Source organism: Flavobacterium sp. KY-23415, assembly GCF_055384985.1.
The window spans coordinates 4,072,940-4,099,129 of sequence record NZ_AP044001.1; the positions used below are offsets into that span (position 1 = coordinate 4,072,940).

The 26,190-nt window shown below is 29.9% G+C and carries 20 protein-coding genes; 8 read left to right on the plus strand and 12 right to left on the minus strand.

Annotation, left to right across the window (positions count from 1 at the left end; genetic code table 11):
• Positions 1-22 precede the first annotated feature (22 nt).
• On the plus strand, positions 23-2,833 hold the full coding sequence (locus tag ACZ49Z_RS17845; protein ID WP_464305656.1) for a sensor histidine kinase: 2,811 nt from the start codon (positions 23-25) through the stop codon (positions 2,831-2,833).
• Between the two features lie 5 nt (positions 2,834-2,838).
• The gene (locus ACZ49Z_RS17850) at positions 2,839-3,582 is read left to right on the plus strand and encodes a LytR/AlgR family response regulator transcription factor (RefSeq protein ID WP_464305657.1); all 744 of its coding nucleotides are present in this window, start codon (positions 2,839-2,841) and stop codon (positions 3,580-3,582) included.
• Positions 3,583-3,888: 306 nt separating this feature from the next.
• Here ACZ49Z_RS17850 and ACZ49Z_RS17855 read toward each other — a convergent pair whose 3' ends face one another.
• From ACZ49Z_RS17855 to ACZ49Z_RS17870, 4 genes are all read right to left on the minus strand, one after another.
• Positions 3,889-5,250 carry a transposase family protein gene (locus ACZ49Z_RS17855; protein WP_464304430.1) on the minus strand — a complete coding sequence of 454 codons (1,362 nt, stop codon included), beginning with the start codon at positions 5,248-5,250 and terminating at the stop codon, positions 3,889-3,891.
• A gap of 177 nt (positions 5,251-5,427) precedes the next feature.
• Entirely contained in the window at positions 5,428-6,690 is a 1,263-nt protein-coding gene (locus tag ACZ49Z_RS17860; protein ID WP_464308079.1) for an aminotransferase class I/II-fold pyridoxal phosphate-dependent enzyme, read from the minus strand.
• 300 nt (positions 6,691-6,990) lie between these two features.
• On the minus strand, positions 6,991-8,475 hold the full coding sequence (locus tag ACZ49Z_RS17865) for an aminotransferase class V-fold PLP-dependent enzyme (RefSeq protein WP_464305658.1): 1,485 nt from the start codon (positions 8,473-8,475) through the stop codon (positions 6,991-6,993).
• 136 nt (positions 8,476-8,611) lie between these two features.
• Entirely contained in the window at positions 8,612-11,674 is a 3,063-nt protein-coding gene (locus ACZ49Z_RS17870) for a GEVED domain-containing protein (RefSeq protein ID WP_464305659.1), read from the minus strand.
• A gap of 367 nt (positions 11,675-12,041) precedes the next feature.
• Here ACZ49Z_RS17870 and ACZ49Z_RS17875 point away from each other — a divergent pair, with 367 nt between their 5' ends.
• Positions 12,042-12,545, plus strand: a complete 504-nt coding sequence (locus ACZ49Z_RS17875; protein WP_464305660.1) for a hypothetical protein — start codon at positions 12,042-12,044, stop codon at positions 12,543-12,545.
• 89 nt (positions 12,546-12,634) lie between these two features.
• Here ACZ49Z_RS17875 and ACZ49Z_RS17880 read toward each other — a convergent pair whose 3' ends face one another.
• Positions 12,635-15,262 carry a valine--tRNA ligase gene (locus tag ACZ49Z_RS17880; RefSeq protein ID WP_464305661.1) on the minus strand — a complete coding sequence of 876 codons (2,628 nt, stop codon included), beginning with the start codon at positions 15,260-15,262 and terminating at the stop codon, positions 12,635-12,637.
• Positions 15,263-15,606: 344 nt separating this feature from the next.
• On the opposite strand from ACZ49Z_RS17880, the gene ACZ49Z_RS17885 reads away from it, so the two are divergent.
• Positions 15,607-15,990, plus strand: a complete 384-nt coding sequence (locus tag ACZ49Z_RS17885; RefSeq protein ID WP_464308080.1) for a DUF1573 domain-containing protein — start codon at positions 15,607-15,609, stop codon at positions 15,988-15,990.
• Between the two features lie 6 nt (positions 15,991-15,996).
• On the opposite strand, the gene ACZ49Z_RS17890 is transcribed toward ACZ49Z_RS17885, so the two are convergent.
• The 7 genes from ACZ49Z_RS17890 to ACZ49Z_RS17920 all read right to left on the minus strand — a co-directional run bounded on the left by ACZ49Z_RS17890 (position 15,997) and on the right by ACZ49Z_RS17920 (position 22,232).
• Complete coding sequence (locus tag ACZ49Z_RS17890; RefSeq protein WP_464305662.1) at positions 15,997-16,749, minus strand: LytR/AlgR family response regulator transcription factor; 753 nt, start codon at positions 16,747-16,749, stop codon at positions 15,997-15,999.
• Positions 16,750-16,777: 28 nt separating this feature from the next.
• Positions 16,778-17,098 (minus strand): 2TM domain-containing protein, encoded by a 321-nt coding sequence (locus ACZ49Z_RS17895; RefSeq protein ID WP_464305663.1) that lies wholly within the window; start codon positions 17,096-17,098, stop codon positions 16,778-16,780.
• 2 nt (positions 17,099-17,100) lie between these two features.
• Positions 17,101-17,403 (minus strand): 2TM domain-containing protein, encoded by a 303-nt coding sequence (locus ACZ49Z_RS17900; RefSeq protein WP_464305664.1) that lies wholly within the window; start codon positions 17,401-17,403, stop codon positions 17,101-17,103.
• A gap of 2 nt (positions 17,404-17,405) precedes the next feature.
• A complete protein-coding gene (locus tag ACZ49Z_RS17905) occupies positions 17,406-17,741 on the minus strand; it encodes a 2TM domain-containing protein (RefSeq protein WP_464305665.1) in 336 nt (111 codons plus the stop codon).
• Positions 17,732-19,066, minus strand: a complete 1,335-nt coding sequence (locus ACZ49Z_RS17910; RefSeq protein ID WP_464305666.1) for a 2TM domain-containing protein — start codon at positions 19,064-19,066, stop codon at positions 17,732-17,734. Before ACZ49Z_RS17910 ends, ACZ49Z_RS17905 begins: the two co-directional genes overlap by 10 nt.
• Positions 19,067-19,072: 6 nt before the next feature.
• Complete coding sequence (locus ACZ49Z_RS17915; protein WP_464305667.1) at positions 19,073-19,699, minus strand: hypothetical protein; 627 nt, start codon at positions 19,697-19,699, stop codon at positions 19,073-19,075.
• A 379-nt stretch (positions 19,700-20,078) separates the two neighbouring features.
• Positions 20,079-22,232 carry a TonB-dependent receptor gene (locus tag ACZ49Z_RS17920; RefSeq protein ID WP_464305668.1) on the minus strand — a complete coding sequence of 718 codons (2,154 nt, stop codon included), beginning with the start codon at positions 22,230-22,232 and terminating at the stop codon, positions 20,079-20,081.
• Positions 22,233-22,308: 76 nt separating this feature from the next.
• Between ACZ49Z_RS17920 and ACZ49Z_RS17925 the strand changes: the two genes are divergently transcribed.
• The 4 genes from ACZ49Z_RS17925 to ACZ49Z_RS17940 all read left to right on the plus strand — a co-directional run bounded on the left by ACZ49Z_RS17925 (position 22,309) and on the right by ACZ49Z_RS17940 (position 26,112).
• On the plus strand, positions 22,309-23,616 hold the full coding sequence (locus ACZ49Z_RS17925) for a PKD domain-containing protein (RefSeq protein ID WP_464305669.1): 1,308 nt from the start codon (positions 22,309-22,311) through the stop codon (positions 23,614-23,616).
• 86 nt (positions 23,617-23,702) lie between these two features.
• Positions 23,703-24,617: a glutaminase gene (locus ACZ49Z_RS17930; RefSeq protein ID WP_464305670.1), complete on the plus strand. Its 915-nt coding sequence runs from the start codon at positions 23,703-23,705 to the stop codon at positions 24,615-24,617.
• Between the two features lie 11 nt (positions 24,618-24,628).
• A complete protein-coding gene (locus ACZ49Z_RS17935) occupies positions 24,629-25,519 on the plus strand; it encodes a tetratricopeptide repeat protein (RefSeq protein WP_464305671.1) in 891 nt (296 codons plus the stop codon).
• Positions 25,520-25,584: 65 nt separating this feature from the next.
• On the plus strand, positions 25,585-26,112 hold the full coding sequence (locus ACZ49Z_RS17940; RefSeq protein ID WP_464305672.1) for an IS1096 element passenger TnpR family protein: 528 nt from the start codon (positions 25,585-25,587) through the stop codon (positions 26,110-26,112).
• Positions 26,113-26,190 lie beyond the last annotated feature (78 nt).

Consider the following 26,190-nt stretch of genomic DNA (forward strand, 5'->3'; position numbering starts at 1 on the left):
TACATTTGTAAAAACAATATTTGTGAGAAACTTCTTTTTCAATTTATTCACTTTATTAATCTGCGCAGTTTTACCTGCGCAAAGTGTATTCTTTGAAAATATTGATCAACAATATGGATTACCTTCTGAAAATATCTATGATATATATAAAGATTCTAAAGGCTATATTTGGAGTACTTCTGATATGGGTTTATTAAGATTTAATGGAAAATCGTTTAAACTATTTAATAATGATTCAAATCTTTCCAGATCGGGTTCCTATATAAAAGAAGACAAATTCGGTCGAATTTGGTATCAAACATTTGATGGATATTTTTTTTATGTAGAAAAAAACATTTTAAAACAATTACCTTCAAAAGAAAGTTCTGGGTTTAAAGCCTACACTATGAATTCAAAATCACTATTTAGGATAATTGATGAAGGTGTTGAAGAAATAAACTTGAAGACATTAGAGCAAAATAAATTCATTAAAGGAAACAATTTTGTCTTTTGTCAATTATTAGATGATTGGCTATATTATGGTAATAAAACGATTTACAGATATCATCTCTTCAAAAAAACTACAGAAAAAATAACGCATATTGAAGATGATTTTAAATCATTGGTTCCCTTTTCAAACAATAAATATATAGCCATTGCAGACAGAAGCAATCCAAATACACCTTTCATAATCATTAATTCAAACGGGACAATCAATAAAAAAAAATTATCACTTCCCGAAACCCTTCAAAATGTATATCTATTAGAAAATGAAATCTGGTGTTTTACAAAAAATGGTATATATAGATTTGATTATGAAATGAAACCACTTACAAACTTTCATTTTTTAGAAGGTAAAAATGTTTCTAGCTATACTAAAGATTCAAATAATTTCATTTGGATTGGTTCACCAACTAATGGTATTTATCTTATAAAAGACTTATCTAGTTATCAGTTTTCACTAACAAATGATGAGTTTTCAAGTATTTCACAAAAAAATGAAAAAATATATACAGGAACAAATAGTGGAAAAATATATGAATATTCATCAGATCTAAAATCAAAATTATACTTTAATACCCATGAAAACAATCACATTTTATTTCTAGATTTCAAATCACTACCCAATTGGATTTTTTTTACAGGAAATGGTTTTTATGCTCAAGATTTAAAAACCAATAAAATTTATCGAGATTATGCTTCTGTAAAACATATAAGTAAAATTAACGACACTCTTATCGGAATTGCTGCTACAGGCTATGCAGGAAAATTAGACTTAAAAGCCTTTACTAAAAATAAGCACGATAGAAAAAATATTATTGACAATTTAAGAGCCAAATCTTGTGTTTACTTACCTACAAAAGACCTGTTAATTATAGCAAGTAATAAAGGTTTGTTTAGCATCAATAAAAAAAATATTGTAACTCAAATACTATACAAAAATCAAAATTTGTTTGTCAAAGAGATTGTTGCTTCAAAAGACACTTTATGGGGAATTACTAATAATGGAAGAATATTTCATTGGAAAAATAATAAAGTCACTTTTTTAGACAATGATCTTTTCTTTACCAATATTAAAATATTTAAAAACACAATTTACTTAAGTTCAAAAAATGAAATTTTCAAGATACATAAAACCTCAATTCAAAAAATAAACAATATTGGTAATTTTAACACTATTCTAGATTTTGAAATCATTAACAAAGAATTATACTTACTAACCTCCAAAAAAGTAATTAAAATTCCGGTCGAAAATCATATACAATTTAAAGAATTACCTAGAATAGAAATAAAAGATATTACATTCAATGGAGAAACCTTTTCTCCACAAAAAATGAAACGAATACCATATAATTATAATTCAGTTAATATTGATTTTGATGTGATTAATTTCGATTATTTAAACGAATATACATTTAATTATCTTGTAAACAATAAAGCTTATACATTCGAAGCCAATTCCCATTCCATTTTATTACCTGAACTACAATCTGGTGAATATACAATTAAATTTAAAATATTCAACAGTAAAACTAACCAACTAGTTTATACAAAAAAAGGATATTCTTTTACAATTCTTCTACCTTTTTGGAAACGATGGTGGTTTATTCTAGGTTTAGTTGTTTTTGCTTTGATCGTTTTATATTACATTTATAAAATTCAATTGAATCGAATAAACAAAAAAAACAGAATTAGAGTAACTCAATTAACACTAGAAAATAATTTAAAAGAGTCTCGTTTGCAACTTATTAAATCGCAAATGAATCCACACTTTTTCTTTAATGCTATTAACAATATCCAATCATATATTTTTACCAACGAAACAAAAGAAGCTTCCTTATACTTATCAAAATTTTCTAAACTAACTCGCAAAATTTTAGAATTCTCTGAAGTAAATTGGATAAGTTTAAAAGAAGAAATTGAGGCACTCCAACTCTATTTAGAGTTACAACAAATGCGATTTAAAGATTTAAATTTTAAAATAACAATAGACAATATTTCAAATACAGAACAAATAAAAATTCCTACTATGATGTTTCAACCCTATGTTGAAAATGCAATTTTACATGGTCTTAGCCATAGTTTAAACGAAAAAAAACTAGACATTCATTTCCTTGTAAAAAACAACACATTAATTACCACAATAACTGATAATGGAATTGGAAGGATTAAGTCCAGCGAAATAAATAAAAACACTATAAACAAACCGCAATCTTTTGCCACTAAGGCAAATTTAGAACGCATTCAGCTTTTAAATAAAGATCAATATAAGATTTTTGTTACTTATACCGATTTATATAATGAAGCAAATAAAAGCTTAGGAACACAAGTTTTAATCAAAATTGAACTATAAAATAAATGAAAGCAATAATTATAGAAGATGAGAGCAGAGCTCAAATATATCTAAAAGGGATTTTAGAAATGGTAGCTCCCAAAATAATTATAGCAGCTATTTGTGATGATCTTCCCGCAGGAGTAATAGCCATTAGAAAACATAAACCCGATTTAGTCTTTTTAGATATTGAAATGCCTAAATATAATGGACTGGAAATTGTTAATTTTTTTGATGAGAAAGAAATAAATTTTGCAATAATCTTCACTACTGCCTATAACCAGTATGCAATACAAGCATTTAAAACTTCTGCTATAGATTATTTACTAAAGCCAATTGATCCAGAGGAACTAAAAAACACTCTTGAACGCTATAAGATTTCACAAAATTCAATTTATGAAAAATTGACATTAGCAAAACAATATTTAAACAAAGAGTCAAAAATTGCTATTCCTGATGGTAATAATCTGGTTATGATACCACCTTCTGACATCGTTTATTTAAAAGCCGAAAATAGCTACACACAAATTGTTTTAAACACAGGAAAAAAAATGGTAACGAGTCGATTTTTAAAAAATTTTGAAGAAAGTTTAAAAGAGCATACACAATTTTTCAGATGCCATAAATCGTACATTATTAATATAGAATATATCGTTAGCTATAGCAAATCCGATGGAGGAACAGTTTTATTAGAAAATCAAATTGAAATTCCTGTTTCAAGTGATAAAGTTGAAGAACTTTTATCCTCATTTATCAGAGTAGTTCGATAATTAATTGTCATACTAATATCTAAAAGACAAAGCATAAAAATTTCTAAAGAATATTTTTATGAATTTTTCATACTTTCAAAATTTCATAAAGGTAACCTAACGAAAGTCGTTCAATTAGGTCAAATTATATAGGCAAATTCAGAAGTAACAAGATTTTTTGAAAAATACTTTAAATAAAAACCTCAATTCATATTAATATAATTGAGGTTTTTTATTTTGTAGTAAAAATTATATGTTTTTATGATTTTTAAATTTGATATTTCTCAACAAGACGCACTTTTCCTATAAAGTATTTTTTTGAATACTTTACGCTGCTAGTTGTGTTTGATTTTTGTAAATTCTTCTTCCTATTTCTTTAGCATTAGCTGTATGTATTCCGAAAAAAATCCAAAGCATTTCACTTTTCTTGGTTCTAGCTTTTATCTTTCGTAAATTATAGTGCTCTTTTTCTTTGCCAAAACTACCTTCTAATCGAGTAGCTCTTTCTTTTTTAATTTCTGAGGCTAGCTTCTTTCTATGCTCTTCGTGTTTTCCAGCTTTTCCTTTTCTAACAAAGTCTGTTTGTATGTTATTTGTGGACGAAAAAGTTCTGTTTTTATTTGTGGCATAAATAGCATCAGCTCCAGTAATTCTTACTTTAGTTTTAGTTAGATTTTGTGCGCAAAATATACTGTTTTGAAATCGAGTTCCTTCGTTAAAGGCACGGTATTCTATATGTTCTATAAAATTGATTCCATCAATTTGAATTTTATTTACTTTTGCTCCAAATTCTACTTGTTTTACTTCTTTACCACGCACAATTGGGCGAATATAACTTTTATTTATGCTAACAATTCTATCGGGAACGCTTTTTCCTGTTGCAAAAATTTTTGATTGTTGTTGGTAAATAAGACGGATTATTCTGCGTTGTTTGCTGTATTTTGTGGTTGGCTCAAAGGAATATTGATTTTCAATTTTACTCAATTCTCCATTAAGTTTATATAATAATTTCAGAAGACCACGAGTCATTTTTGTTCGTTGCTTTGCTGTTTTTTTTCTTTTTCTAGAATACTCATTGTAGCGTTTACACCAATCAATATATTTGGTTCTTGGAAGTTTTATTTTTAAAATTCCACATAATGATTTCATTTGATTGTAATTCCACACAATACATTCCCAAAGTAGTTTCTCATTGGTAGGAAAACGCAACTCACTCTCATAACAAGTGGCATCTATCAAGACTTTGTCTAAATCATTCATATAAGGTAGCCAGCTTTTAGCTAATGTTTCTTGAACTTTTCGAACATCTAATTTTTTGGCTAATTCCATTCTTATTTGGCTAACTATTTTAAAATTTGTAAGCGGGGAATCTAGAGGTAATACAATATCACAAAAGTATTGCATGTAAACATTTCCGTTTAACAACTCGATTAGTTTAGCATCAGAACAACCATAATAGTTTTTTAGCATCATCAAGGCAATCTTACCTTTAGTACTAAAAATGCAATCTGGACCTTTTTTGCACGCTTTCAATTTAAAACTTTGAGAAAGTTCTGAAAAAGGTGTAGCTAGATGAATTTTACCTAAATCAGACTTTAGAAATTGCTCATAAAAAACATTAAAATCTTCATTGATAATATTTAAAGGCAATTTGTGCTGAAATTCACTTATTCGTATTATTTTTGACATACATATTTAAAAGAAAACCCCGTTTTTGACTCTTTTTGAGCATTCTCGGGGTTTATTTCTTCTAAAATACAAATTAAATAACTGATAAGCAAGTATTTATTTAATTGTGAATGTGCCTATATAAACAAAAAACCACTTGTTCGGAACAAGTGGTTTTTTGTTTATATAATACAAATATTATTTTTCCATATCAACAACATTCGCTTCTGCAATTCTTTTATATGTTCCGTTATTTAATTTTTCACGGATAGCCTCAAATGCAGCTAATGTTTCATCAATATCCTTAATAGTATGTGAAGCAGTTGGAATCATTCTTAATAAAATAATTCCTTTTGGTATTACTGGATAAACAACGATTGATAAGAAAATACCATAATTTTCACGTAAATCATTTACCATAACCATTGCTTCAGGAATAGAACCTTCTAGATATACTGGTGTTACACAAGTATTAGTATCTCCAATATTAAATCCCTTTTCTTTTAACCCATTTTGTAATGCGTTTACATTTTCCCAAAGTTTATCTTTCAAACTAGGATTATCCCTTAAAAGTTGCAAACGTTTTAAAGCACCAACAGTTTGAATCATTGGCAATGATTTAGCAAACATTTGAGAACGCAAATTATATTTTAAATAATCTATGATATCTTTATCGGCTGCTAAAAACGCACCAATACTAGCCATTGATTTCGCAAAAGTAGAAAAATACACATCAATACCGTCTTGGCAACCTTGCTCTTCCCCTGCACCTGCACCTGTTGCACCAAGAGTTCCAAAACCATGAGCATCATCTACTAACAAACGGAAATTATATTTTTCTTTCATAGCAACAATTTCCTTTAATTTTCCTTGTTGCCCTCTCATACCAAAAACTCCTTCAGTAATGAATAAAATACCTCCTCCTGTTTCCGTTGCCATTTTAGTAGCACGTTGAAGGTTTTTTTCCATACTTTCTAAATCGTTATGCTTATAAGTAAAACGTTTTCCCATATGCAAACGCACACCATCAATAATACAAGCGTGTGCATCAACATCATAAACAATAATATCATTTTTAGTAACCAAAGCATCAATAGCAGACATTATACCTTGATAACCAAAATTTAACAAATAACAAGATTCTTTTTTAACAAAAGCAGCTAATTCCTGCTCCAATTGTTCATGAACATCAGTATGTCCGCTCATCATACGAGCACCCATCGGATAAGCCGCTCCATATTGCAAGGCAGCATCTGCATCTACTTTTCTAACTTCAGGATGGTTTGCCAACCCTAAATAATCATTTATACTCCAATTTAAAATCTCTTTCCCATGAAATTGCATTCTTGGCCCTAATTCTCCTTCTAATTTAGGAAAAACATAATATCCTTCTGCTTGAGAAGCCCATTTTCCTAAAGGTCCTTTATTATTTTGTATTCTCTCAAATAAATCTTTTACCATAATATTTTTCATTTTGAAAACGTGCAAAAATAAGAATTAAATAGTTCCTAACATAATTTATTTTTATTACTAACTTATAGAATCAACAATATACAGAGTAGCTTAAACTACTCATATTCAAGAAAGAAAAAATTAGTAAAAAAAAATCTGCAAAAACCTTTTAAAACTATATAATTGGTGTATATTTGCACTAGAGCGCACAGTAATGTGGTTACACGTTCTACTTTAAAAGTCAAGGGCTCCACCTTGGCTTTTATACTTTATAGTAGTTCCTACTTTTTAGGATAAAAAAAAATGGTTTTATTCAAACCATTTTTTTACTAACATTTTTTCAAAATTTGTAGCGTTTATATGAACAAATTCATTTGATTGACTATTGTACTTATATTCTTTTTTCCATTCTATATGATTAGCAGCTAATTCTTTAATTGCATTGCAAACATATTTTATTTCTTCTGTTGTAGTTGTTGGATGAATAGACATTCTTATCCATCCAGGCTTCATTTCTAAGTCACCAGAAGTTATCCTACAAACGATACTCTCTGATGTTTCTTGATCCACATGCAAAAGATAATGACCATATGTTCCAGCGCAACTACACCCTCCACGCGTTTGAATTCCAAATTTATCATTTAATATTTTCACTCCTAAGTTATAGTGCAAATCATTAATATAAAAAGAAATTACTCCCAATCTATCCTGATGTTGTGGTGCTAGTAAATTAATATTTTCAATACTTCCCAATTCATTAAAAATATATGTTGTTAATTCATGTTCTCTTTCAAGGATATTATTTACTCCCATTTCTTCTTTTAACTGAATTGCTAAAGCAGTCTTAATAACTTGAAGAAAACCTGGTGTTCCACCATCTTCTCTATCTTCAATATTATCAATATATTGATGTTGTCCCCACGGATTTGTCCAACTAACTGTTCCACCACCAGGGCAATCTGGCACATTATTTTTATATAAATTTTTATTAAATACCAATATGCCACAAGTACCAGGACCACCTAAAAATTTATGAGGAGAAAAAAATATAGCGTCTAGATAGGAATCGTGCTTTTCAGAATGCATATCAATCTCAACATAAGGGCCTGAACAAGCAAAATCAACAAAACAAACACCATTATTTTCATGCATTAATTTTGCTACCTCAAAATAGGGCGTTTCTATTCCTGTAACGTTTGAACAAGATGTAATAGATGCTATTTTAAAACTTCTATCTTTATATTTCTCTAACTGAATTTTAAAGTTCTCTAAACAAAATAGTCCTTCCTCATTTGCAGGAACAACAACAACATCTGCAATGGTCTCTAACCAAGATGTTTGATTGGAATGGTGTTCCATATGCGAAATAAAAACAACAGGTTTTAATTCTTTTGGAAAATCTGTAAATTGCTTTAAATTTTCAGGAATACGCAAACCAAGGATTCTTTGCAATTTATTCACAACTCCTGTCATTCCAGTCCCGTCAGTTATTAAAATATCATTTGAATTAGCATTAACATGCTTTTTAATAATATGCCTTGCCTGATGATATGCCATAGTCATTGCAGTACCTGAAACTGTTGTTTCCGTATGAGTATTTGCTACGAACGGACCAAACTGATTCATTATTTTCTCCTCTATAGGACGATACAAACGACCACTTGCTGTCCAATCTGTATAAATAATTTTTTTTTCACCAAAAGGAGAATCAAAAGTTTGATTAATACCAATAATATTATTTCTAAATTTATTAAAATATAGCTCTAATTCGGTGGTTACTTCTGTCGTAATCATAGTAGTATTGATTTGTTTTCAAAGATACATTTTTTTTAATTTTTAAATATTATAACATATAATTTATATTTCAATCTAATAAAAAAGCTCCGATTTCTCGGAGCTTCAAAATTCTAAATTTAAAATATATATGAAATTACTCTTTAATAACTTTTATAGTTTGTAATGCTCCATCAATTTCAACATTTACTATATAAGCACCACTATTTAATTGTGACATATCTACATTAGCAGTCGTAGCATTAATTGCATTAGCCAAAACTTGTTGACCCAACAAATTAAATACTCTTACAGAAGTAATATTTGAAGTATATTCAAGATTAAGAACATCTTTAACAGGATTAGGATAAGCACTAAATCCTGATAGATTGAAAGCTGAAGAACTTAATGCTGGATCTGTTCCAATACAAACATCAAATGCAGAAGTTTGATTTCCAGTTGAAGACCAAGTATATACTCTTAAATAATAAGTTTGACCAATAGTCAATCCTGTTGGATTACTAGTATTTGGATCTGAACACGAACCAGAAACTAAAGTTAAGCTATTACAATCTGTACCTGTCCATAAAGAATGATATAAATCTGTTGTAGAACCAGTAACATTAGTTAATTGAATTCTATGCGTAGTTTGAGTAGCAACAAAAGAATACCAAACATCATCATCTTCTGTACCTCCACATGCACTAGTATCTACTGACGAAGCTGTTGCAGCAAGAACAGTTCCTGAAGTAACAGAACCACAATTATAATCAGTATTTACTGTTAAGGAAACTGCGTTAGCACATTCATCATTTGCTGGAGGGCATGTATATGTAAATGCTCCTAATGGCAAGTCACAAGTTGCATCTGAACCATGATAAATAGTCAAATTAACTGAAGCTCCGTTAGCGAAAGGACCAACAGTATTTATTCCCGTAGCAGTAATATTCCATGTTGTTACACCATCAGAAACTGTAGGTGTACCATCTCCAAGAGCAGTTACATCAAGTTCTATTGAAAATTGTGAATTTGCACAATCAGACACAATATTAGTTGAAGCTAAAGTTACTGGTGCACAAGTTGCTGCTATTACATTAATTGTAAAATCAGCAGTTTCCCCATAAGTTCCACTATAACAAGGATTTGAAGGATTCTGAACATTATCAGTTGCAACAATTCTCATTCTATGTTGACCTAAAGGGATTGTGTTTGGTAAAATAAATGATGCATTTAAAATAGTTGTTGGATCATCTACTGATAAACCAGTATAAACGATTTCACTTGATTCCAATGTAAAATCATCATTAGCATCAATCCAAATTACAACACTATAATCATAACCAAAACCAGTATCAAAAGAAATTTGCACATTATTATTAATACCCTGACTCATATCTACAGGGGTAGCTGTATGATCATTATACACAGGTGATGTGGATACCGTATTTGCAAAATCTGTAGCAACAATTTGAACATTAGTTATTCCATTACCATCAACCGATGTTGGATTTGACAAACAATAACAACCTGTTGCATTTGTAGTATATGCAACTTCAACACAACCTGTTGCATTACCATTTGCATTATAAGGGTGAATTGTAACAAAATAATTCGTACCAATCAATCCAATATGATTATAAGAAATGGCAGTACCTAAATCAACATTATCTAAAACATCATTACCTCCCGAAGTAGTACCTATTGTAATTCTATACCCATCTGCACCACTAACTGCATCCCAAGTAATTGGTGTAGCAAAATTTCCACATGAAGCATTTGGCGTTGCAACAACATTTGTTGCACAAGCTGGAGGTGAAGCTGGCGTTAAACGAATTTCAAAATTATCTACATAAAAATTAATATCTGCTGAACCATTAGCAGTACCTTCTACTACTCTGAATGCAAATTTTACATTTTGTCCAGCATAGGCATCTAAATCAATAACATTTGGAGTACCAGCAGGAGCAGGAACATTTGAATTATCATATGTATAAAGAACTGTCCAATTAGTTGTTCCTGTTGTAGAAACTAACACCTGAACATAATCATCAGCTTCCCAAGGAGTTGTTGGAGCTGCAGTAGTATTATATTGCGTTGCAGCAGCATCAAATTTTAATTCATATCCAACAGCAGGAATTGTATATGTTGGAGAAATTAACCAATCATTAGCGGTTGCCAACCAAATTTCATAACGAGCAGAACCCGTAGTTCCATTATTTCCAAAACCATCAGCTGCCCAAGTACTAGAACCATATGTTGCTGGTCCAGCAACTAAATCTCCATTATCTGCCTCTTCCCAACAACCAGGAACATAGCTAGTAAAAGACTCTAACGCTGGAACTGTAAAGGCTGCGCATTCAGTAGTAAAATTCACTGGACCTAACCAGTTACTTTTCTCAGTAACACTACACACAGATCTCACATAAACTTCATATTGAGTATTAGGGGTTAAACTTCCTATAGAATAAGGATCATTAGCATCTGCCGCAACACCATTTCCTGTTGGAACGCCTGTAGCTGGAGCTTGAACAACATATTCCCAATCAAAAGATGAACCATTCTCTACCCAGTGCAAATCGGCAGTAGTGTCTGTAATATTATCAATAGTTAAGTTGGAAGGAGTTGGACATGCTTGAACAATACCTCCAAAAATAACATTTGGAACAAATGCAGCCAAAGCACCAGTTGGTGGCGTTAAAGGATCTGGATTTATATCATCATCTATAAAATAAATACTTCTATTACCTGTTACAGCAGAATTATAAAAATCATCCCCAGATGCATTGTAACCAGACATATTTTCATCTACAGCAACAATTAAGTTATCGGTACCATTATATGCAAATGGTGTATCTAATGTAATTGTTACCCAGCCTGCACCAGTTACGGGAATTCCTCCAGTATAGGAAGCTGTCAAATTTGCAACAGGTTCCCAATCTGTAGTACTAGCGAATGTAGTTTTTGTAGAATGTCCTAAATAAACAGTGATATCTTGATTATTAGTCAACAATGAGGTTCCACTAAAATACCACTGAATGCTAGTAATATTACCAGAAGCATTTATCTCTGAAGCCAGATAAATACTTTGCGCATACGAATAGCCATAATATGGCTCAAAAGGCATTGCCTGTGCTTCATTATTTCCTGCTCCTATACTTATTTGACTAAAACCAATCAAAGAAATAAAGAATAAAAAAATAGATAGCGTAATTTTTTTCATAATATATTAATAATTTGTTAAGTTATTGCTAATGTAAACAAATTATAATTTATCACGATTAAATAGCGGAATAATATCGACAAAAAGCAAAAAATATCGTTAAAAAACAAAATACAATTGATTTTCTAATAATAATTCAACTCATTTATCGCAATGAAAGAAAAACAAATTCTAAATTTATTGTTTAAAATAAATAAAAATCATAATACAAAATAAACAAAGTATATAAATTGTTTACACACTAACAAATACATTTCTCTATACTATCATTTGCTTTTCGTATCTTTACAGCAATTAAGAACTGTGTTTAGTAAATTTCTCCAATCTTACTAGGTATTGTTTCTAAACTAATGAAAACAATAATTTTATGACGGTTCAAATTTGTTCTTGCGATGGTCTTGACGCAAAATGCGAAAAATGCTTTGGAAGTGGCTATATGAATATTCCATCTCCTAAAAATCAGAAATCTAAACGCAAAGAATCAATAGTAAAAGATGAGACAAAACAAGAAATGTTTGCTTCAGAAAATATAGATTCTTTTCAACGCAAAGAAATTCAAAACAAGATCGACAAGATTGTGGACAGCTTAGACTTGAAATCGATGCAACAAATGCGCATGCTTCATTCAATTCCATTTAGCACTACTACTTTTAGAAGAGATTTCAAAGATAAATTTGAAAGCTTGAAAATTATGGAAAATGAAAAACGTGGCTTAAGAAGTGAATTGAACGAACTCTTAAAGAAATTAGCAAGTAATAATTTTGGTAGTCATATAAAATTTTCTCATTTATTATCTGATAAAGATATTGATATTTCTTCAAATCGAGAACTTAAAACTTTATTAAGAGAATATAAGAAACTTAAAAAATAACACATTTATAAGTAAACAAAAAAGGACAATCTTTAAAAGTTTGTCCTTTTTTGTTGAGAAACTGAAACAAGTTCAGAGTGGACGAATAATTATTTCAAACTAGCTAAACTTTGCTCAATTGTTGCAATTTTCGCTAAAGCATCTGCTTCTTTGTTTCTTTCGTTTGCAATAACTTGTTCTGGTGCACCAGCCACAAACTTTTCATTACTTAATTTACCTTGAACAGAACGCAAAAAACCTTGTGTATATTTTAATTCTGCTTCTAATTTTTCAATTTCAGCTGCTACATCAATATTTCCGGCAATTGGAATAAAATATTCATTTGATTTTACTCTGTAAGTCAATGCTCCGTTTACTGCTTCTGTAACATATTCTAAACTTTCAATGTTACCCAGCTTTAAAATAACCGCATCAAAAGTAGTAGCTACTTTTTCGTTATTGATTACTTTTAGATCGATAACTTCTCTAAATGAAATATTTTTCTCTTTACGAATAGTTCTAATTCCAGAAATAACTTCTGCAGCAAAATCAAATTCAGCAATTAAATCTAGGTTTGTGTTTTTTATTGTTGGCCAAGTCGAAACAATTAATGCTTCTTCTGGTGTTCTTTCTGCAATATATTGCCAAATTTCTTCTGTCAAGAAAGGCATGAATGGATGCAACAACTTCAAATTAGCTTCTAACAATTCAATCGCTTTATCAGACGTTGTTTTATCAATTGGCTGTTGGTATGCTGGTTTAATAATTTCCAAGAACCAAGAACAGAAATCATCCCAAACCAGTTTATAAATACTCATTAAAGCATCAGATAATCTATATTTTTCAAAATTATCTTCAATTTCAGTTAATGTTTGTTGCAACTTCGCTTCATACCAATCAATAGCAATTTTTGAAGCCTCTGGTTGTGCAATATCAGCTACTTCCCAACCTTTAATTAATCTAAAAGCATTCCAAATTTTATTAGAAAAAGCTTTACCGTTATTGCATAATTTTTTATCAAATAAAATATCATTTCCAGCAGAAGCACTCATTAACAAACCAACACGTACTCCATCAGCACCATATTCATTTATCAATTCTAAAGGATCAGGAGAATTCCCTAATTGCTTTGACATTTTTCGACCTTGTTCATCTCTAACCAAGCCTGTTAAATAAACATTATTAAAAGGTTTTTTACCCGTGTACTCATAACCTGCAATAATCATACGTGCAACCCAGAAAAATAAAATATCCGGACCTGTTACCAAATCGTTTGTTGGATAATAATATTTAAAATCTTCATTTTCTGGATCTAAAACGCCTCCAAAAACAGCCATTGGCCATAACCATGAAGAAAACCAAGTATCTAATGCATCTGCATCTTGTGTTAAGTTCTCGGCTGTTAGTTGTGGGTTGTTGGTTTTCTCTTTTGCTAATGCCAAAGCTTCATTAATATTCTCTGCAACAACAAAATCTTCTTTTCCGTCACCATAGTAATAAGCTGGAATTTGTTGCCCCCACCACAACTGACGAGAAATGTTCCAATCGCGAATATTCTCTAACCAATGACGGTAGGTATTATTAAATTTACTTGGGTATAATTTTATTTCTTCATCTTCTAAAACCGCTTTAATAGCTGGTTTTACTAACTCTTCCATTTTTAGAAACCATTGATCAGATAATCTTGGTTCGATGACAGCTTTAGTACGTTCTGAAGTTCCCACCTTATTCATGTGTATTTCAGTTTTCACTAAAACTCCAGTTTCCTCTAACGCTTTAGCCACATTTTCACGTGCTACGAAACGATCTTGTCCTGCAAATTGCAAACCAAAACTGTTTAGTGAAGCGTCTTCATTAAAAATATCGATAATTTCAAGATTATGCTTGTTGCCCAATTCTTTATCATTAACATCATGCGCAGGTGTCACTTTTAAACAACCTGTTCCAAATTCTACATCTACATATTCATCTTCTATAATAGGAATTACTCTATTACAAATTGGAACTATAGCTTTTTTACCTTTTAAATGCGTAAAACGCTCATCATTTGGATTAATACAAATAGCAGTATCTCCAAAAATAGTTTCCGGACGTGTTGTTGCAATCGTTAAAACATCATTAGAACCTTCTACTTTATAGTTGATATAGTATAATTTACCTTGACGCTCTTCGTGAATTACTTCTTCATCTGACAACGTAGTTTTGGCTTCTGGATCCCAGTTTACCATTCGGTAACCACGATAAATCATGCCTTTATTATATAGATCAACAAATGATTTAATTACAGAAGCAGACATATCTTCATCCATGGTGAACTTCGTTCTGTCCCAATCGCAAGAACATCCTAATTGTTTTAGTTGTTCTAAAATGGTTCCACCGTATTTATCTGTCCAATCGTAGGCATGTTTTAGAAACTCTTCACGCGTTAAATCGGATTTATTAATTCCTTCTGATTTTAGTTTAGCAACAACTTTAGCTTCTGTTGCAATAGAAGCATGATCTGTTCCTGGTACCCAACAAGCATTGAATCCTTTTAAACGTGCACGACGAATTAAGACATCTTGAATAGTATTATTCAACATGTGTCCCATGTGAAGGACACCTGTTACATTGGGTGGAGGAATTACTATTGTGTAAGGTGTACGCTCGTCTGGTGTTGAATGAAAATAGTTGTTTTTCATCCAGTAATCGTACCATTTTTGTTCTACGTCTTTAGGATTAAACTGTGCTGGTATCATTTGTTTTTAGTTATTTATATATAATTAATCAGGTAAAGAAATAAAAAAATACTCTTTTTACCCAATGTCTATTCTATTCTTTTTACAAAAACGTCTAGGTTTGCTTTTTAGACCTGATGGAAGCGATAGCTTTCTGAACTCGTTTCAGAAATAAATAGCAAACAGCAGGAATATGGAAAACAAAAACTATCCATTTTTCGCTTCTAAAATATAAGTTTGGTATTGTTTTTGTATTAAACAGTTTGCAAAAGTAAGGATATATGACAAAATAAAAAAAGTTAATTATTATTTGTTGTTTGAAATTAAAAAATATATTTTTACATAAACACTTAAACTAAAATATGATGAAAAACCTACTTAGTTTTTTAATAGTAATTCTTTTGGGAATTAATTCATTTGCTCAAGATGGACCAAAAATAGAATTTAAAGAAGAAACCATTAATTATGGTGATGTTGTTAAAGGAGTAGATGATGGCGTTCGCGTTTTTGAATTTACAAACACTGGCAATGCTCCTTTATTATTAACAAATGTTCAATCGAGCTGTGGTTGTACTGTTCCAGAATGGCCAAAAACCGCTATAGACCCTGGAAAATCTGACAAGATTATCGTAAAATATAACATGAATCCTGGTCCTATTAGCAAAACAATTACGGTGGAAAGCAATGCGGTGAACAAACCAAATGGGGTTGTACCGTTAAGAATTAAGGGAACAGTAATCGTTAAATAACGATTACTACCCTATCCAGTTTTTAAAATCGTTTACTTTTTCTCTGGCTACAATTACTTCTTCTGCTTTGAAGCTAGATAATATTATTTTTAAACGAGAATTGGTATGCATTTGTATTTCTTTAATACTATTCAAAGGCACAATGAACTTTCTATTAATCCTAAAGAATTCTTTAGGATTAATTTCGTTTTCAAGTTGTTCCATGGTTATATCTAATAGGTAATCACGATTGTCTAATGTGTGAATGTAAGTACCTTTGTTTTCACTGAAAAAACATTCAATTTCATTGAGAAGTATTACTTTAATTTGTTGACCAATTTTTACAGAAAAACGTGTTTTATATTCCCTTTCAACAGGATTAATTAGCATCTTCTTGATAGCCTCGAAATCTAAATTTACGGGTTTATTGCTTGTTCTTGCTCTATACTTATTAATTGCCTCTTCTAGATCTTCTTCGTCTATTGGTTTCAACAAATAGTCAATACTATTGAGTTTGAAAGCTCTTAACGCATATTCATCATAGGCAGTAGTGAAAATAACAGCACTTTTGATATCTAATTGCTCAAAAATTTCAAAAGAAAGTCCGTCTGACAATTGAATATCTAAAAATATTAAATCGGGGTGTGTATTGTTTTGAAACCAATTCAAAGACTCTTCTACCGAATGTAGCATTTGACTAACATCTAAACCTAATTTTTCTACTTTTCTTTGTAAGAGTCGTGCTGCTGGTTTTTCATCTTCAATTATGATAATATTCATTATTTAATTTCTTTACGTTATATAATAATTATTGCCAATTTTTAGTTTCTTTTTCTTTTTCCATTAACTCACGGATTTTTTTATTTTCCCAATCTTGACCTAATATAATCTTTGGTAAAAACACAGATAATCCATGGGCTAATAAACCAATTCCCCAAAAAACAGGCGTTAGGAAGTGTTTAAATTGAAAATAACTTTCCGTTTCATTCATGTTTTGAATGTTAGCAATAACAAACATACTATTAATCACAATATAAACTACCGTGTGTGTATAAAATCCTTTTATTGCCTTAACTTTCTTTAAAGCTTCTTGGTATTTTATCTCGTCTTCTAATGTTGTTCTTTCCATGATTAATTAAAATGTCGTTTTTCTTTTTGTTTTTCTTCTTCCATTAGTTGTTTTATCTTTTTCTCTTCCCAATTTTTACTAAAAAAAGGAAACAAATCGAATACTCCCATTGCATGAAAGAAAACCCCAATTCCCCAACCTAACATTGGATAAAAAAACCATAAATGTTTTGGTGAATATCTTAAATTAATAACAGCTAAAAAGGATATTACTAATACATAAGTGATTAGATTACTATAGAATCCTTTTATTTCTTTTACTTTTTTTTGTGCTTTTTGATAGCGTTCGTAATCATTATTTTCCATAATTATTCCCAATTTTGCTTATTAATTTTATCTTTTTCCATTATTTCCTTGATTTTTTGCTCTTCCCAATGATTTCCTAAAAACTGATTTTTTATGAAGAGTTTTATTGCTTGAACTGCAATAACAAATGTCCAACACCACATGAAGAAACTGTTTATAAAATTGATTGGCCAAAAATTTAAAGGCAAACCAAAATATTTTTTCGAAATATAAAATGCAAGACCAATACAATAAATGAATAAATGTGTATAGAATTTTTTAATTTTTCTTACCTTCTCTCTTGCAATATCTTCTAAAATCTTGTTTTTCTCATTATCTTGTATGTCCCCTAATTCCATTTTGATTCTTGTTTTTTATCTTTATCTAAAATTTCTTTAATTTTTTTCTCTTCCCAAGATTTCCCGTATCCAAAGGTTTCTATAGCATGAAAAACTACTCCTAATCCCCAGCCAAACATTGGAAACCAAAACCATTGAAAATGCGATGTTTTTAGATTGATAAAAATTAAAAATGGTATTACACAACAATAGGAAATTAAATTACCATAAAACGCTTTTATTTTCTCAACTCTTTCTTTGGCTCTAACATAGGCCATGTTTTCATTATATATGTTTTTTGATTCCATTATACTAATTTGTTTTGTTAGGATAGGCAAGAAAACTTTAAAATGCTTTTCATTTTCTTCTATCATTACTGTTCTTTTTGTTAATATTGCGTAGCGATTTACTATATTTTGCAACCCTACTCCTTTTCTATCTTGTAACACTTCTTTCTTTTGAAGATTATTACTAATAGTTAAGTGGTTTTCTTCTATTGCGATAACAATATGTAAAGGTCTTTTTTCACTCACTACATTATGTTTAATACAATTTTCTAATAGCAATTGTATTGATAACGGTACTACTTTTGCTTCTTCATTTCCTAGGCCGATTGGTAGTTCGAAGGTGATACTGTTTTCGAAACGCATTTTGAGAAGATTCATATAGGTTTTTGCAAACTTCAATTCTTCATCTACCGAGACTAATTCTTTATCTCTTTGCTCTAATACATATCTATATATTTTAGATAACGATGTTGTGAACTTTTGAGCATTCTCTGGGTTTTCTTCAATTAATGAACTTAAAACATTAAGACTATTAAACAAAAAATGAGGATCTATTTGATTTTTTAAACTTTCAAATTTTGCTGAAGCATTTCCTGCAATAATCTTTTGTTCTTTTAGCTGATTGTCTTTATAACTTTTATAAAAGTGAAACAAATAGATACTCAAAATTATAATTATAGTTATTGTTACAGCTACTACAAAATTACCTGGTTTTTCATTTGAGATATATTCTTCAAAAGTATGCTGATTAATAATTACTTCTTCAAAAACACGTAATAAAAAAATTAATACTATTGTAATTATAAAAGATAAACAGATATTTATAAAAATTCTTTTCTTAGAAAATTTATCTTCAGAAAAATACAAATCTAATCTGTGAATTAAATAATAGTTTGCTAATCCAATACTAAAACAGTATAAAGATGTAAAACAAAAACTTATCAATAAATTAATTCCAAATTTAAAAGGTCTTCCAGAAATTACTTCCAACAATTGAATGACAATAAATACTATTATTGATATTTTTAAAATTTGTTTTATATCTTTTTTAATATCCATATTTTATTATTTATTACAACTTGCTAAAGACTCTTTGGCTCTTTCTAGTCCCCAAGTTGGGTGAAAAGGTGTTTCAGGGATAAAGTTAGCAAAAAGTTCTATTGATTTCTCTATTTCTGCACACATCGGTTTTGTATCTTGACCAAAATAGGTTGCTGACCCTTTTTCAAAATCGGCTTTACTAAAAACAACTCTTGGATTATTTGGAGCAATCTTATACGCTTTATTATATATATACATTACATCGCCAGAAAGTTTTTGTCCGTTTGTCATTGGATCATAAACAATCCAACCCGTGTGAATTAATGCTTGCATTACTAACACTTCTGGATTATCTAAAGCAATTGCATTCATTTTATCTTGTGCCTTTTGAGCCGCTTCTAAACATTCTTTTGCTTTTGATTTATCGTTCATGTAACGAAATGAATCTTTAAAATGAATCATTGCGATGTAATAATTTGGCAACCAATTCTCTTCTTCTACTGCCGCTATTCTTTCAAATAAAGCAACTGCTTCTTTCGATTTATTGTTTTGCCAAAGTGATAATGCTTCTTGCATTCCTTTTTGATAATCTGTTTGTGCAAAAACTGCTGAAACAATAAATAATGTAATGAATGTGATAATTTTTGTCATGATTTTTATTTTTAATTTGTTAGTAATTGTTTTACTTATTTTGATGAAACAAATTTCGATAAGAATAGATTCAAATAAAATTGAATGTTACTGAACTGTCGTTTTTTGATGATGAATTGTCGTAGTTAGTAATTAGCCTTTAATTCTTAGTAAATAATGAAATTTGAGACACTTTTTGCTTGTAATTACTTACTTTAAGTAAAGAAAATGATATTTTTAATAAATAAAATGATACTTTTAGTAAATAAAATGACACTTTAAGTAAAAAAAAGCATACTTTAAGTAAAAAAAAATTAACTAAAAGTAAAGGAAAGCTAACCTTTAGTTAGTATTTAATGTTTTTTTTCTAATCACTAAGAACTAATCACTCCATAATTAACTACAAATTATCTAAATTATTCGTTTTCTTATCGTCACTAATGGTCCAAAAGAAGCCAACAAAGAAAAATTGATTTGCAGGTTGCGTGATGGCTTGTCTTTGAAACTGACCATTTAAATCGGGAGTATTTGCATATTCATATCCGAAGATATTATTACTATTTAAAATGTTAGTAACCGAAAAATAAAGTATCTTTTGTTGCGAGACTAAATAGGCCCAACTCAAACTTAGATTATTAAACGATTTTGTTTTTTCATTCATAAAATCGCTTGTGTTTGGGTTATTATAAGGGCGTCCAGAATTGAAACTATAGGTCGCACTTATTTGCGATTTCAATTTCTTAGAAAAGTATTTTGTCACTACAGAAAAATTATGGTTGGCTACAAAACCAGGCGTCACTTTTTCAATATAATTTTTATAATCTCTTTCAGAATCTATAAAAGAATAGGAAATCCAATAATCTAAGTTTTTAATTGTTTTACTATCTCTCCAAAACAAGTCGATACCTTTTGCATATCCAAAACCATTATTATTATATTCACTATCAAAACTAGCACGATTCCCACTATATTTCACTAAATCTTTATAGTCTTTAAAATAGGCTTCTGCTCTAAACATTTTACCTTCTTTATTATACATATAATTCAAAATATAGTGCGATGTTTTTTCATAATCTAAGTTATGTTTAAACTTTAGATAATCTTGGTTAGCTGTTTGATTAAAAGAACCATATGCCAATGAAAACTGACTATTTTCTGCTGTTTTATATGCCAAAGACAAACGAGGTTCAAAAGTGAATTTATCCACAACAGAAGCATCCGAACTGCGCAAACCAACATTCATGGCTAATTGTTTAGAAAAGAATATCTCTGCTTCTGTAAAAAAAGCAATACTATTATTAATAAATCCATATTCGAATCGATTCATTTGAAATGGGGTATAACTTTCATCTAAATGAGTATGAAAATATTCTCCTCCCGCATTTAATTGTATTCTTGAAGTTATTTTTTGACGTAATTTCAATTTATAATGTAGTGTTCTTTCATCATTTTGCAATTTATCAGTATCTAAAATAATTTTGTTTTTACTATATCCAAAACCTAAACCTGTTTGCAGTTGCAAATCATCATTTATATAACCTTTATAACTTCCGTTAAAATAGAAATTATTATTTCCCAAATCGAATCTTGTTCTGTTGGTTGCATTAATTGTTTTCTGGTTCAAATCGAAAGTAGTATAATCAAATGCGCCATATATTTTCAATAAACCGTCCTTTATTTTTCTTCTATAAACACTTTCTCCTGACAAAGCTTGAACTGGTTTATTCCAATCTATTCTTTGAGGTACAATGAGTTGATAGGGAGCTAAATTAATATAGCTGGTGTTAAATGTTAGTGAACTTTTTTCCCATTTCTGCGTATTCCCTAAGCCCACACCAACTGTCATTACCGAAATATCTGTTTGACTTTGTATTGGTTCGTCTATCGTGTTCATTAATAAAACACTCGACAATGCATTTCCATATTCGGCACTATAGCCACCTGTAGAAAAAGTCATTCCTTTGAATAAAAAAGGAGAAAACCGACTACGAGTTGGTAAATTGTTGGCAGTTGCTCCATAAGGCTGAGCCACACGAATTCCGTCTATAAATGTTTGAGTTTCATCAGACTCTCCACCACGAACAAACAATCTTCCACTCTCTCCTACTGTTTGTGTTCCTGGCAATGTTTCTAATGCTGCAATTATATTCCCAGCAGAACCCGCTGTTGTCACTATATCTAAAGGTTTTAATGCCGTGTTTTTAGAATTATCGCCTGCACTAAATGTTCCAGCAGAAACCACAACAGCATCGAGTGTATTGATGTTTTCTTTTAATACATAGGTCTTAGTCTTATAATTTTCAATCATAATTTCTTCTGTGATTGTTTCATAGGACATAAAGCTAATTTGTAAAATTTGAAGTCCTTTTTTAGTAGTTTCAAACTTAAAATTTCCATTTTCATCTGAAATTGCTCCATCATAAGATCCTTTAATATAAATATTCGCTCCAGAAAATGATGTTCCAAATTCATCTATAATCTTTCCAGAAATAGTTGTTTGCGAAAATCCTATTGAACTAAAGATTAAAACGAATAGACTAAATAATGTTTTCATTTTTTATATTTTTCTAATTTGACGAAGCAAAAATCTTTCAAAATAGTCCCTAAATAAATTTATAATTGCCGAATTGTTGAATTCTATTCCTGAAATGTTGGCTACTTTTTATAAAAAAACTATTTTTGAAAACCAAAACACTATTTTACAAGCTATTATGAGATTAAAATACTACTTATTGACTTTTACATATGTTTTCTTTTTGCAATATTCATTTTCTCAAGAGAAAGTGCTTTTTGTGGGAAACAGCATGACATATTTTAATAACATGCCTAATCTTTTTCAAGAAATTGCAAATGATAAAGGAAAAAATGTTCAAGCTGAATATTATGCCCCAGGAGGAACTGGTTTTGTGAATCATTATGTAGATAATAATGTGTTTAATCTTTTTGAAAACAATATTTGGGATGTGGTTATACTACAACCTGGAACAGGAGAATCTGCTGGTGCATCATGGCCAGTAAACACAACTATAGAAAGAGGTCAAAAATTAATAGATTCGATAAAAAAATACAGTCCTTGCGCAAAGATTTTCCTTTATGAAATTCCGTATGGCATTAAAGCAACCAATGGAATACCAGATTATAATGATTATCAAAACGTGCAAACAAAGATAAAAGATTCAATAACTAAAATGGCAAACGCACTAGAAATTCCGTTTGTTCCCGCAGGTGAAAGTGCAAGAATGCATTTAACGAGCCAACAAGATTTATTATTACATAATGGTTATAATGATGTTCATCCAAATTTAAATGGTTCTTATCTTGTTGCTAGTTCCATGTTTGCAGCCATTTATCAAGAAGAAGTTTCAGTTTCCAATTATTTAGGAGGTGTTACGCAAGCTAATGCAACCTATTTTCAAAATATAGCAGATCAAATAGTATTACCAAATAAGGGAAATTGGTTCATTAACACCTTTAATCTTCATGCCGATTTTGATACCCAAATTAATAATTTTACAGTCAATTTCACAAACAATTCAGTCAATTATGATAGCTTAGAATGGGATTTTGGTGATGGAACAATAACCACAGACGAAAATCCAACACATGTTTTCACTACAGATGGTGTTAAAACAATTCAATTGAAAGCTATAAAAAATGGCTGTGAAGAGATTATTACAAAACAAATTACAATTGGTACTTTATCTCATGTAAGTTTTAATAGAAACGAAATAAAACTATATCCAAATCCAGCAACAAATGTACTTCATCTTTCAAATAATGATTCCTTCACCTTTAAAATTATAAATTCCTTAGGACAAATTGTCTATGAAGATATTTCTAATGTTTCCGAATATAGTGTTCCAATTTCATTTTTAAATAGTGGCATCTATTTTATTATTACAAATCAAAACCAGAAAGTAAAATTCATAAAAGAATAAACTTTATTTCGTTTGTTAATAGAAAAAAAAGTATTCCCTTTTTTCAAATGTAGATTTAACTATTTTTGCTTTTAAACTAAAAGAATATGGAATACCAAAATATAATCAATGCTATTTATGATGAAGTAAAGTTGTTAAAAGACAAAGGTCATGTTGCAGATTATATTCCTGAGTTAGCAAAAGTTAATCCCTCAAAATTTGGGATTGCTTTGTTAGACAAAAAAGAACATATATATACGGTTGGAGATGCAAACGAAACATTTTCAATTCAAAGTATTTCAAAAGTAATTACTACATCACTAATTTTTTCTAAAATTGGAAATGAGTTATGGAAAAGAGTTGGTTTTGAACCTTCGGGTAATTCTTTCAACTCTTTAGTACAGTTAGAATATGAAAATGGAATTCCAAGAAACCCTTTTATCAATGCAGGTGCATTGGTTATTGCCGATATGATGTTGGAACATTTTGAAAGTCCAAAAGAATATTTGTTAAATTTTATTAGAGAACTTTCAAATAATGATGCCATTCAATACAATGAAAATGTAGCACAATCTGAAAAAGAAAATGGCTATAGAAATGCCGCATTAGTCAACTTTATTAAATCGTTTGATAATATTAAAAATAAGCCCGAAGACGTGTTAGATTTTTATTATCATCAATGTTCGATAGAAATGAGTTGTATCGATTTAGCACATCTTTTTCAAGTATTTGCAAAAAACGGCATTATTCCAAAAAGCAAAACCTCTTTTTTAACCACAAGTCAATGCAAAAGAATGAATGCATTAATGCAAATGTGCGGTTTCTATGATCAAGCTGGAGAATTCACTTTCAAAGTAGGTTTACCCGGCAAAAGTGGCGTTGGTGGAGGTGTTGTTGCAATTTTCCCAAACAATTATACGGTTGCTGTTTGGAGCCCAAAATTAAACAAAAAAGGAAACTCCTATTATGGTTTAGAAACCCTAGAAAGATTAACAACAATTACAGAAGCATCAATTTTTTAATATAAAACTAAATGAAGAAAATCATATTCATAATTTTATTCCTACCCTTAATTCATTTCGGACAAGAATTTGAGCAAGAATTCAATAAATTGATTAAACAAAAAGATAGAGATAAACTAAAAATTAATCTTTTACTAAACGAATGGCAAAAAAAATCACCGAATGATATTGAATATTATATTGCTGCTTTTAATTTTTATTATATCGAATCGAAGCAAGAAATATTATCGTTAACATCTGTAAAACCAAACAATGATGAAGAAGCATTTGTTTTAAACGATTCTTTAAACAATGAAGTTGGTTATTTATATGGAAGAGAATCAAAAAATGACTCTCTCTTTCATCTTTCACAAAAAACAATCGACAAAGGTATTGCATTATTTCCTAATCGGTTAGATTTACGCTTTGGCAAAACCCATACTTTAGGTGACTATGAAGATTATGATGCCTTTACCGAAAGCATACTCAACACAATTGACTATGGAAAAAAAATAAACCATGAATGGTTATGGTCTAAAAATAAAAAAATGGAAGAACCAATAAACTTCTTTATAGACGCCATTCAACGCTATCAAAACACCCTTTATCAAGCAGCATCAGACACTAATTTTAAAAAAGTAGCTAAAAAAATGTATGATACTTTTCCAGAAGATATTTATACTATTTCTAGCTATGGAATTACTTTTTTAATAGATAATAAAAACAAAGAAGCGCTTGAGTTATATTTAAAAGCCGAGAAAATAAACCCAGAAGATACTATTGTTTTAAACAATATTGGATTAATTTATGAACGACTACAAGACAAGAAAAAAGCAATACAATATTATAGCAAAATGTACGATGCTGGTGATGAAGAAACTAAATTGATGGCAACAGAGAAAATAAACAAATTAAAAGAATAAAACCCCATTCAAAAACGTATATCGTAAATTATGCTTACTTTTGCGTTTCCTAAAATTTCAAGATTATGATTTATAAATTCCGAGCAATACTCGATGCAGAAGAAGATATTTTTAGAGATATTGCAATTGAAAAAGAAGCTACCTTAGAAGATTTACATAATGCCATCGTTAATGCCTTTGGGTTTGATGGTACAGAAATGGCTGCTTTTTACACTTGCGATGAAAACTGGAACCAAGATGAAGAAATTCCTTTGTTCGACACAGGAGATGTTCCGGGGGAAATGAGAATAATGAACGATTTTATTTTAGAAGATAACTTAGATAAACACCAAACTAAAATCATCTATGTATATGACTTCTTTAATATGTGGACGTTTTTGGTAGAACTAGCTGCAATTGAGGAAAAAGAAGATGGAGAATCGTATCCTGCTTTATTATTTTCGCATGGAGAAATTCCTGCAATGGCTCAAGATAAATCCTTTGAAGCAGAATTTAATGAGGATTTTAATGATGATTATGACGATGAAGATTTCGATATGTTTGATGGTGACGATAGTTTTGAAGACTTCGGAATTGAAGACAATTGGAACTAAAAAATAGAACTAAGAAAAAGAAATCTAAAATTAAAAAACACAGAACATATTATGAGGCTAATCACCTTTGTTTATGTT

What these genes read in the sequence shown, in the direction of transcription:
- ACZ49Z_RS17875 (WP_464305660.1), top strand. Translation starts at nt 12,042, where the DNA reads ATGACGGTTCAAATTTGTTCTTGCGATGGTCTTGACGCAAAATGCGAA.
- ACZ49Z_RS17930 (WP_464305670.1), top strand. Translation starts at nt 23,703, where the DNA reads ATGGAATACCAAAATATAATCAATGCTATTTATGATGAAGTAAAGTTG.
- ACZ49Z_RS17895 (WP_464305663.1), bottom strand. Translation starts at nt 17,098, where the DNA reads ATGGAAAGAACAACATTAGAAGACGAGATAAAATACCAAGAAGCTTTA.
- ACZ49Z_RS17890 (WP_464305662.1), bottom strand. Translation starts at nt 16,749, where the DNA reads ATGAATATTATCATAATTGAAGATGAAAAACCAGCAGCACGACTCTTA.
- ACZ49Z_RS17865 (WP_464305658.1), bottom strand. Translation starts at nt 8,475, where the DNA reads ATGATTACGACAGAAGTAACCACCGAATTAGAGCTATATTTTAATAAA.
- ACZ49Z_RS17885 (WP_464308080.1), top strand. Translation starts at nt 15,607, where the DNA reads ATGAAAAACCTACTTAGTTTTTTAATAGTAATTCTTTTGGGAATTAAT.
- ACZ49Z_RS17880 (WP_464305661.1), bottom strand. Translation starts at nt 15,262, where the DNA reads ATGATACCAGCACAGTTTAATCCTAAAGACGTAGAACAAAAATGGTAC.
- ACZ49Z_RS17900 (WP_464305664.1), bottom strand. Translation starts at nt 17,403, where the DNA reads ATGGAAAATAATGATTACGAACGCTATCAAAAAGCACAAAAAAAAGTA.
- ACZ49Z_RS17905 (WP_464305665.1), bottom strand. Translation starts at nt 17,741, where the DNA reads ATGGAATTAGGGGACATACAAGATAATGAGAAAAACAAGATTTTAGAA.
- ACZ49Z_RS17870 (WP_464305659.1), bottom strand. Translation starts at nt 11,674, where the DNA reads ATGAAAAAAATTACGCTATCTATTTTTTTATTCTTTATTTCTTTGATT.
- ACZ49Z_RS17940 (WP_464305672.1), top strand. Translation starts at nt 25,585, where the DNA reads ATGATTTATAAATTCCGAGCAATACTCGATGCAGAAGAAGATATTTTT.
- ACZ49Z_RS17920 (WP_464305668.1), bottom strand. Translation starts at nt 22,232, where the DNA reads ATGAAAACATTATTTAGTCTATTCGTTTTAATCTTTAGTTCAATAGGA.
- ACZ49Z_RS17935 (WP_464305671.1), top strand. Translation starts at nt 24,629, where the DNA reads ATGAAGAAAATCATATTCATAATTTTATTCCTACCCTTAATTCATTTC.
- ACZ49Z_RS17850 (WP_464305657.1), top strand. Translation starts at nt 2,839, where the DNA reads ATGAAAGCAATAATTATAGAAGATGAGAGCAGAGCTCAAATATATCTA.
- ACZ49Z_RS17910 (WP_464305666.1), bottom strand. Translation starts at nt 19,066, where the DNA reads ATGGATATTAAAAAAGATATAAAACAAATTTTAAAAATATCAATAATA.
- ACZ49Z_RS17860 (WP_464308079.1), bottom strand. Translation starts at nt 6,690, where the DNA reads ATGGTAAAAGATTTATTTGAGAGAATACAAAATAATAAAGGACCTTTA.
- ACZ49Z_RS17915 (WP_464305667.1), bottom strand. Translation starts at nt 19,699, where the DNA reads ATGACAAAAATTATCACATTCATTACATTATTTATTGTTTCAGCAGTT.
- ACZ49Z_RS17855 (WP_464304430.1), bottom strand. Translation starts at nt 5,250, where the DNA reads ATGTCAAAAATAATACGAATAAGTGAATTTCAGCACAAATTGCCTTTA.